This window comes from Mucilaginibacter sp., assembly GCF_028288105.1.
GTDB lineage: Bacteria > Bacteroidota > Bacteroidia > Sphingobacteriales > Sphingobacteriaceae > Mucilaginibacter.
Window position 1 is genome coordinate 42891 of sequence record NZ_JAQBOI010000230.1, and the last position, 7084, is coordinate 49974.

A 7084-nucleotide genomic window follows, 5' to 3' on the forward strand; every position below is an offset into this window, starting at 1 on the left:
GTTTTAAATAAGCTTACATTTGTAATCTAATTTTACGCAAATGACGCTTGAACAGCTTGGAGTAGGAGAAACAGGAATAGTAAAAGAATTTACTGATCTTGAAATGTCTGTAAAGCTGATGGAAATGGGTTGCCTTCCCGGCGAATCTGTAAGGGTTTCCCGTATTGCCCCGCTTGGCGACCCTATCGCTATCCATGTATCAGGTTACCAGCTAAGTTTGCGCAGGTTTGAAGCATCAACCATAATTTTGCAATAGTATTTCACTTGAAAGCTGATATCAGAGTAGCGCTTGTAGGAAATCCAAATACCGGTAAATCGACACTCTTTAATGCACTAACCGGTTTAAATCAAAAAATAGGAAACTTTCCGGGGGTTACTGTTGATAAAAAAATTGGTTACACCCAACTGCCTGATGGCCGCCGCGCCGAAATAATTGATCTTCCGGGTACTTATAGCTTATATCCCAAAAGCAGGGACGAATCTATCGTGTTTTCTGTATTGGCCGAAAAAGCAACTGAGCTCACCCCCGATTTGATCGTTGTCATCCTTGATGCTACTAATCTTAAACGCAACCTGCTTTTATATACACAGGTTGCCGATCTGAAGATCCCCGTTATCATAGCGCTTAATATGATCGACCTGTCTAAAAAGGCAGGTATCGATATTGATATAAATAAACTGGCCGAAAAACTTGGTGTGCCCATTATTCCGGTATCGGCACGTAAAATAGAAGGTATCGGCGAACTAAAAACAGCTATATCTTACGCCAATAAGTTTGCCTTACAGCAAGAAAGCATTGATGTATGCGCCTTAGCCCCGGGAATCATCGAAAGTATCAGCAAAGAGATTGATACCGATAACTCGTACTTCGCCCTGCAGCTTGCGCATCAGCACGAAACGTTAAAATTTTTAACTCCGGCCCAAAGCGACCGCATTGAGGAGCTGGAAAAAGAACACGGTTTCCATTCTCAAAAAGCACAGGCCAGCGAAACCATTGCCCGTTACAATTACATAAACGACCTGCTTTACGATACTGTGAAAACGCCCGTAACGGCGCACGACGAATCGATAAGTAATAAAATAGATAAAGTACTTACCCATAAAGTATTTGGCTTTATCATTTTCATGGGGATACTGCTGTTCATGTTCCAGTCGATATTTGCCTGGTCAGAATATCCAATGTCGCTAATAGAAGACCTGTTTGTGTGGATAGAAGGCGGCTTGCGCACTATTTTGCCTGCCGGGCCATTGGTGAGTTTGCTGATTGATGGCGTTGTTGCCGGCTTAAGCGGTGTAATGGTGTTTATCCCGCAAATCGCTATCCTGTTCGCCTTCATATCTGTATTGGAAGATACCGGCTATATGTCGCGTGTTACGTTTATGATGGACAAGATCATGCGCAAGGTTGGCCTTAACGGAAAATCTGTAGTGCCGCTTATTGGTGGCTTTGCCTGCGCGGTGCCATCCATCATGAGTACCCGTACCATCGAAAATTGGAAGGACAGGATGATCACCATAATGGTTACACCGTTGGTTGCTTGCTCTGCCCGTTTACCGGTTTACACTTTATTGATAGCATTGGTTGTACCCAACCGTAATGTATGGTGGATATTTAATCTGCAGGGATTAGCCTTAACAGGCATGTATGTGCTTAGTTTGGTATCGGCTGTGGTGGTGGCGTATGTAATGAAATTTATACTAAAATCGCGCGAACGCGGATACTTTATTATGGAGTTGCCGGTGTACCGTATGCCCCGCTGGAACAATGTGTTATTCTCTATGTACGAGCGTTCGAAAACCTTTGTACTGGAAGCCGGTAAGGTGATCATTGCTGTATCTGTAATACTATGGGTGCTGTCATCTTATGGCCCGGGTAACCGATTCGTCAATATCGAGAAAAAATATGAGCAGCCGCAGTATACCAAAACGATGACACCGGATAGCCTTATCCGTGTGATATCTACAGAAAAACTGGAGAACTCATACGCAGGCGTATTGGGCCACGTGATTGAGCCCGTTATTAAACCATTAGGATTCGACTGGAAGATAGGCATCGCTTTAATAACATCTTTTGCCGCACGCGAGGTATTTGTGGGCACTATGGCCACTATTTATAGCGTGGAGGGTGATGCCGATAGGATAGACTCGGTGCAGGATAAAATGCGTAACGCTAAAAACCCGAATACCGGCGGCCCTGTGTTTACGCTGGCAGTAGCCTTTTCGCTGATGATGTTTTATGCCTTTGCCATGCAATGCGCCAGTACAGTTGCCGTAGTATATCGCGAAACCAAAGATTGGCGCTGGCCTGCCGCCCAGTTTGTATACATGACCGCCCTGGCTTATGGGGCCGCATTTTTGGTTTACAATCTTTTGAAATAATAATTATAGTCCGTTAATAATTGCACCATAACTCTATAAGGCCTTTAGGGGCTTTGGGGTTATCTAATTTCACCATTGTTATAGCATCTTTTAAATAATATTTAGAGAGGGCGATTACTTTTTCTGCGGCTGGTCTGTCTTCTTCATAATAAAACCGCACCATATTTTTAAATGGGTAAGTAGTTATTACTTCCTTTGCCGGTACATTAAATTTATTGGTTTTTAATATGCTCTGTAACTTGTTGGTTTTTTCATCTGCATCTGTTGTGTTTTTATTTACCTGCATAAATACAATTGCTGGTGCTTTAACAAGCGTTATTTTTGCCCAGGATTGATCTGTAATACTGTTTACAACAATAGCGGTATCCTTTTTATTTGGTTTTTCTGAACCAGACATACTTCTCGGTTTGGAGTTATATTCATCAACCAGTTTCATTACCATATTATAGGTAACAGTGTCGCGTTCATTAATGATTTTCAAAATACTTCTCATCGTATTGCCATCACTACGTACTTTATCAGTCATAAAGTTTTCAACTATCCTCGCGCCGATATCTGCCACTAACTGTTTATTATCGTCACCAATTGTTCGGTTTAATGTGATAAGGGCAATATCACTTCTAAAATGAGTAGAGTCTTGTGCAAGGAGGTCTTGCATTAGCGACTTTGTGAGGTCGCCATATTTTAGCGAATTGTTAATCTCCTGTTGCTTTAATTCATTAGTATGATTTAATACAGCGAGAACCAATACTAATACACCCCCACTTATAATCTTTACAATTATATCTAAATAATCAAGCCAGTCTTTTTTTACTGAAGAGTCAGGTTTCATAAAAAAAATATTTATGTAAACGATTAATTATCAATAATATAAATATACAAGTTGTATTGCTTTAATTAATAAAAATATTGGATGATTTATAAGATTATGAAAACCCTTATCTTTGCCGCAGAGGTAAAAATTGGATAAAGTAAAAGTATTAGAACAATATCTTCCCCCTGATGCGGCACCACTTATTGGCCGCTGGATAGATTACTTTAAATGTGAATTTAAAATTTCGCGCAACCGCGGTAGCAAGTTTGGCGACTATCGTGCGCCACACTCCGGTAAAGGGCATCGCATATCTGTAAACTTCGATCTTAACCCTTACGCTTTTTTGGTGACCACCGTGCACGAGTTTGCGCACCTGCATACCTGGAACGAGCATAAGCAAAAAGCCAAACCACACGGTACCGAGTGGAAGAACAATTTTAAAAAGATGATGCAGCCTTTTTTTGAAAAAGAGGTTTTCCCGTTGGATGTTAAGCATGCCATCACCAGCTATTTGAATAACCCCGCGGCATCAAGCTGCTCAGACCTCACCCTGTACCGCTCGCTGCGTAAATATGATGCGCCAAAGGAATCGGTGCATACGGTAGAAAAACTGCCGCTAAAAGCCTTATTTAAGCTAAAGGATGGCCGTGTGTTCCGCAAGGAAGAGAAATTGCGTAAACGTTATAAGTGTGTAGAAGTAAGCACCCGAAGAGTTTACCTGTTTAGCCCGGTGGCTGAGGTAGAGGTAATAGAGGAGGGTTAATCCTGCGGATAGACAAACAAAAAAGGCGCAATATTAATATTGCGCCTTTTTTGTTTCTACCATGTCATTGCCGCGTTGATACGCTCACAGCAATGACATTTTTTTATGCAGTAAACGCTTCCAGCGCTTTCTCTATTCTTATTATGGTTTCGCTTTCACCCAATAGCTTAGCTATATCAAACACATGCGGGCCAAACTTACCACCTACCAGCATAATACGGAAAGGCAGCATTACGTCACCCGCCTTTAAGCCTTTTTCTTCGGCAAGGGCTTTAAATTTGGCTTCCAGTTCGGCAGCGTCAAACGTTTCGGGGCTGCTTAATATGCCGATGAACGCGGTAAAGAAATCGGTTTTGGCATCCGTCCATTTTGGTTTTACTGCGTTCAGATCATACTCAGCTGGCTGCTGGAAAAAGTATGCGGCTTGCTGATAAAAATCAGTCAGTAAAACGCAGCGGTCTTTAATGGTATCTATAACTTTAAGCAAATAAGCTTCGTCCTTTACAATAACATTGTTGGCCTTTAAAATATCCCATACCTTCAGCTTCAGCGTTTCGGCATCAGTTCTTTTTATCCACTCGGCGTTGTACCATTTAGCTTTTTCAAAATCGAACTTCGCGCCCGCTTTGCTGATCCTTTCAATGGAGAATTTCTCTATCATCTCATCCAGCGAGAAGATCTCCTGGTCGGTACCATCGTTCCAGCCCAGCATAGCCAGCAGGTTCAAAAATGCTTCGGGCAAAAAGCCTAATTCGCGGAAACCCGGGGTTAACTCATTGGTTTTAGCATCCCACCAGTTCATGGCATAAACCGGGAAACCAAGGCGTGCACCATCGCGTTTGCTTAGTTTACCGTGCCCATCTGGTTTTAATATCAATGGTAGGTGCGCCCACTCTGGCATGTCAGCCTTCCAGCCTAAATATTCCCAAAGCAGGATATGTACAGGTGCAGATGGCAACCACTCTTCACCACGGAAAGCATGCGTTATCTTCATCAAATAATCATCAACCACTACGGCTAAGTGATAGGTTGGCATACCGTCGGCTTTCAGCAATACCTTATCATCAACCTGGTTAGTTTCAAAACTAACGTGGCCGCGTATCATATCATTAAAGTTTACGGTTTCACCTTCCGGCATTTTTATGCGGATAACATGGGGTGTACCATCATGCAGTAGTTTTTCTGTTTCCTGTAATGGCAGGCTTAAAGAATTGCGCAGGCCGTTACGTGTTGCCAGGCCATATTGAAAATTTGGAACTTCTTTGCGTTTTTTATCAAGGTCTTCGGCGGTATCAAAGGCATAATAAGCGTGGCCTTCTGCTACCAGTTTTTCTGCGTATTGGCGGTAAATAGGTTTGCGTTCGCTTTGGCGATATGGGGCATATTGGCCACCAACAACCGGGCTTTCGTCCGGCGTAATGCCGCACCATTTTAAACAATCTAATATGTATTGTTCGGCGCCATCTACGTAGCGGTTTTGGTCGGTATCTTCGATACGCAGCACAAAATCGCCTTTGTGTTTTTTAGCAAATAGGTAATTAAACAAAACAGTACGCACCCCACCCAGGTGTAAACCACCTGTTGGACTTGGCGCAAAACGGACTCTTACTTTTTTATCTGACATTGCGGGGCAAAGATAAACGTAATAACCCGAAGCCAAAAGTTTGATGTGAAATGTGGCAGTTTGCAGATATGGAGGTTATTGGAATATATTATCTTTATATCCTAAACCGTTATCATGCGTAGCAATATTTTCATTTCGATAGGTATATGTGCCCTTTTAAATTCCTGTACTTCGTCTAATAAAGCGCCGGCATTGGCAGATACATCTGAAAAAGATACGGCTACAAAACAAGCTGTTATCAAAACAACATCTAATAATACTTTAAAAAAGGATGGTGATAATGATTTTGAAAAGAAGGTTTATTTCAAGATAGATAAGATCTACTCAGGCCCCGTTTATGAGGATAAAAGCCATGTGGATGTATTTTACCGGATACTTGAAATACCAGAAGAAGAAAATATTTCTTTGTATGCAGAAAAGATATCTATTGGCGACGAAGGAGGCAGTTATCTTTTAATAAAGAGAATTAGGTTTACTGACGAAAACTCAACTCTGCCAAAATTTGGTCTTTCTAAGGTAGACTCTCTAAAGTTTATAGATAGCGTTAAAATTTCCGGTTACTTTAATGATAAACGGTTGATAGTGAATTTATCCGAACTTAAATAACCTTACAGATACGTTATCCCGTCAAAAACTGATTTTGTATAGTAGATCGGCTCAAAAGACTCATCCTCTAACATTTCACAACTGGCTTTAACATTACTGCAAAATACATCGCCAAAAATGCTGGCAATGGCGGCATCGGCAGCATCGCGGCCGGTGGCTATTTTAACCAGGCCGTTTAACGGGGCCAATTTGGTGGCATCAAACAAGATCCATTCGCCGCCCAGGTATGCTTCAAAACAGGCATGAAAATCGGCGGGGACAAGCTTATAAGCATATCCGGTAAAGTAACGGGCAGGTATGGTAAGCGCACGGCAAAGGGCTATCCCCAAATGGGCAAAATCACGGCATACGCCGGCTTGCTGGGTAACGGTATCGTAGGCCGATGTTTCTGATGTACTGAAGCCGCTCAGGTATTCCACATTTTTGTGGATCCAATCGGTAACGGCAACCACCTGCCGGTAGGTATTGTCGATATTACCAAAGGTGTTGTTGGCTAAACGGTAAAGCTTGTCCGACTGGCAGTAGCGGCTTGGATTTAGATAGGTTAACACAGCAGGGTCAAACTGGCTTACCAGTACTTCCTGAAAATCGCGGTAGTCCTTTATCTCGTAGTAATTATCAACAGTGGCTTCGTATTTTATGTTGACGATGCCGGTATCGGTGATATCCAGCCGTACAAAACGATTCTCGCCATTTATTGAAGGGAGTTCTTCGGCCTTTATGTAGGGCTCGATGCTTAGTTTTTCGTCCAGTATGGTTTGGTGCGCGGTGCGTAACGCATGTACATTTAATATTAAAGTGCTCGGTGCCTTTACCTCGTATCCTAACTCTGCCGAAACTTTAAATTTCATCTTTTACATCCGGTAATTTTGAAAACGCCTTTTCCATCCACTCCCCC

At 42.3% G+C, this 7084-nt stretch carries 7 protein-coding genes; 4 read left to right on the forward strand and 3 right to left on the reverse strand.

Features of this window, described 5'->3' with window-relative positions; all coding sequences use genetic code 11:
• Nucleotides 1-40 precede the first annotated feature (40 nt).
• Both JWQ85_RS15815 and feoB read left to right on the forward strand, forming a co-directional pair.
• Nucleotides 41-256, forward strand: a complete 216-nt coding sequence (locus JWQ85_RS15815) for a ferrous iron transport protein A (RefSeq protein WP_067057508.1) — start codon at nt 41-43, stop codon at nt 254-256.
• Nucleotides 257-264: 8 nt separating this feature from the next.
• Nucleotides 265-2379: a ferrous iron transport protein B gene (gene feoB, locus JWQ85_RS15820; RefSeq protein ID WP_299469684.1), complete on the forward strand. Its 2115-nt coding sequence runs from the start codon at nt 265-267 to the stop codon at nt 2377-2379.
• A gap of 13 nt (nt 2380-2392) precedes the next feature.
• Here feoB and JWQ85_RS15825 read toward each other — a convergent pair whose 3' ends face one another.
• Nucleotides 2393-3211, reverse strand: a complete 819-nt coding sequence (locus JWQ85_RS15825; protein ID WP_299469686.1) for a hypothetical protein — start codon at nt 3209-3211, stop codon at nt 2393-2395.
• A 130-nt stretch (nt 3212-3341) separates the two neighbouring features.
• Between JWQ85_RS15825 and JWQ85_RS15830 the strand changes: the two genes are divergently transcribed.
• Complete coding sequence (locus tag JWQ85_RS15830) at nt 3342-3956, forward strand: SprT-like domain-containing protein (protein ID WP_299469688.1); 615 nt, start codon at nt 3342-3344, stop codon at nt 3954-3956.
• A gap of 103 nt (nt 3957-4059) precedes the next feature.
• On the opposite strand, the gene gltX is transcribed toward JWQ85_RS15830, so the two are convergent.
• The gene (gene gltX, locus JWQ85_RS15835; RefSeq protein ID WP_299469689.1) at nt 4060-5580 is read right to left on the reverse strand and encodes a glutamate--tRNA ligase; all 1521 of its coding nucleotides are present in this window, start codon (nt 5578-5580) and stop codon (nt 4060-4062) included.
• Between the two features lie 114 nt (nt 5581-5694).
• Between gltX and JWQ85_RS15840 the strand changes: the two genes are divergently transcribed.
• The gene (locus JWQ85_RS15840; protein WP_299469691.1) at nt 5695-6186 is read left to right on the forward strand and encodes a hypothetical protein; all 492 of its coding nucleotides are present in this window, start codon (nt 5695-5697) and stop codon (nt 6184-6186) included.
• Nucleotides 6187-6188: 2 nt separating this feature from the next.
• Here JWQ85_RS15840 and JWQ85_RS15845 read toward each other — a convergent pair whose 3' ends face one another.
• The gene (locus JWQ85_RS15845) at nt 6189-7037 is read right to left on the reverse strand and encodes a transglutaminase family protein (protein WP_299469693.1); all 849 of its coding nucleotides are present in this window, start codon (nt 7035-7037) and stop codon (nt 6189-6191) included.
• Nucleotides 7038-7084 lie beyond the last annotated feature (47 nt).